Source organism: Pseudomonas sp. PS02288 (assembly GCF_029959715.1).
Lineage (GTDB): Bacteria > Pseudomonadota > Gammaproteobacteria > Pseudomonadales > Pseudomonadaceae > Pseudomonas_O > Pseudomonas_O kuykendallii.
Map to the genome: position 1 here is coordinate 1 of NZ_JASCPA010000122.1, position 2,099 is coordinate 2,099.

The following is a 2,099-nucleotide window of genomic DNA, read 5'->3' on the forward strand; positions in this document are numbered from 1 at the left end:
ACGGGCCCACACCCCGCCCCAGCGGGCCGGGGCGCCGGACCCGCCCCCGCGCCAGTGCCAGCCGCTGGCGTTCCCCGCCGGAAAGCCGTGCGCCGTCGGCGCCGGCCGCGGCCTGGCGGCCGCCCGCGAGGCGGGCGACGACCTCCTCCAGGCCGGCCTGGCGCAGCGCGGTATCGACCCGCTCGCCGTCACCGTCGTCGAAGCCGAACACCACGTTCTGCTCGATGCTGTCATCCAGCAGGGCCACGTGTTGCGGGATGTAGGCGATGGTGGGTGACGAGCCTTCGGGCCAGGCGTGGCGGACATGGCCCGACTGTGGCTGGTGAATGCCGCAGAGCAGCTCCATCAGCGTGCTCTTGCCGGTGCCGGACGGGCCGACGATGGCGACCCAGGACGGATGCGCGATGTGCAGCGTCGCCTCGTCGAGCACCGCCGGCAATTGGGGGCCGTGGCGGAAGGTCACCCGCTCGAGGGTGAACGTCGGGGTGTCTGCGACCTGCGCCGTGATGCCCACATGCTGGGTGTAGCTGGCGGCGGCGCGTTCCAGCTCGCCAAGGACCAGCTCGATGTTGTACACCGCGCCGAACAGCGCGGTGCGCGTGCCCAGCACGCTCATCATCGCGGGCAGCAGCGCCCGCGCCACCACGGCGTAGAAGATCAGTTGCGGCAGGAGCAGGTTCAGCGGCCGTCCGGTCAGCATCCACAGCGAGACCACCAGCAGGAGGATGCCCAGTACGGCGAAATCCAGCACCAGTCGCGGCAGCGTCGGGAAGACGGTCAGCTTGACGTTGGCGGCGGCCAGGGCCTCGAGCGAATGGTCGACGTGGCGCAGGAAGAAGCGCTCGAGGTGGTACACGCGAATCTCGCGGAATGAGGCGAAGGCCTCGGCCATGCTGGTGTTCCAGCGCTGCAACGCGGCCTCGCGTGCGTGCGAGGCCTGCTTCTGCCCCTTGCTCAGCAGCCTGTGGGTCAGGGCGTTGAGCAGCAGGAATCCCAGTGCCAGCAGGACGGACGCCAGCGGGTACTGCCAGAGCATCAGCGCGGAGAGGAACACCAGCATCAACGTGGAGGAAATCATCGTCACGCACTGCTGGCTGACGTAGGCGGCATCCACCGCCGTGGCCGCGCAGCGGCGGAAGTAATGGGTACGGCTCTCGCTGCGAAAGCCCATCCAGTCCAGATGCAGGTAGCCCTCCAGCAGGCGGCTGACGGTGTAGCGCTGAACCTGCTGGTTGAAGCGCGCACCGCTCCAGGCCAGCCCGGCCTGGACCATCAGCTTCAGGCAGATCAGCAGGAACAGGCCAAGGCTGAGGGTCGGGATGACCGACCAGCCGAGCCGCTGCAGCGTCGATTCGATCAGTACCGGGCACTGCTCGTTGAGGCAGGCGACGTAGGGAATCACGGTGGCGGCGACGAGCATTTCCAGCGCCGACAGCCCGCAGGCCCAGATCGACACCCAGCACAGCTGGCGCTTGTGCGCCGGCGACAGGAAACGTGACAGCGCGGCGCCGAACTGGCGCAGCTTCCCCCAGTTGTCGTCGAAGTCCTGTCGGGCAGTCATCGCGAGTTCAGCCAGGATCGGACGCTGTGCCGGGGATGGCTCAGCAGGGTCATCGCGCGTTGCCGCTGGTAGGCCAGCAGGCTGGGCCTGGCGTCCGCCGGCAGGAAACGCCGAGCATTGCGCGCGTAGGTGGTGTCGGCGAAGGCGACGTAGTCGACCGTCAACAGGCCGGCATGGAAATGGCTGAAGTCCAGGCGCGAGGCGTCGAACCACAGGTGATTCCACAGGTGCAGGCTGCGGGCATCGTCCGGCAGCGTCACGTTGCGCAGCAGCAGGTCTTCGATGCCCTTTGGTGTCCAGTCCAGCGAATAGAAGGAAGTGGGCGGCTGGATATCCAGCAGGTCGGGGAAGCGCTTGCTGAGGCGGTAAGGCAACAGCGTGGAGTGATTGCTCCAGCTGCCGTCGAATGCCTCTGTCATCGCGTCGAGCCAGTACCGGCAGAATTCGGCACCGGGCGCCGAGGCGATCCAGGCGTTGCACAGCGAGCGGTCGTGCGCCGGGCCCGCGGGGGGCGTTTGCTCGCCGCGGGCGCACAGGC

The 2,099-nt window shown here is 68.3% G+C and carries 2 protein-coding genes; both read right to left on the reverse strand.

Annotated features, from left to right (window positions below):
• On the reverse strand, window positions 1-1,561 hold a 1,561-nt coding region (locus tag QMX85_RS23320), incomplete at its 3' end, for an ABC transporter ATP-binding protein (RefSeq protein WP_282344924.1).
• A partial coding sequence (locus tag QMX85_RS23325) for a hypothetical protein (RefSeq protein ID WP_282344925.1) occupies window positions 1,558-2,099 on the reverse strand: 542 nt, incomplete at its 5' end. The genes QMX85_RS23325 and QMX85_RS23320, both read right to left, overlap by 4 nt.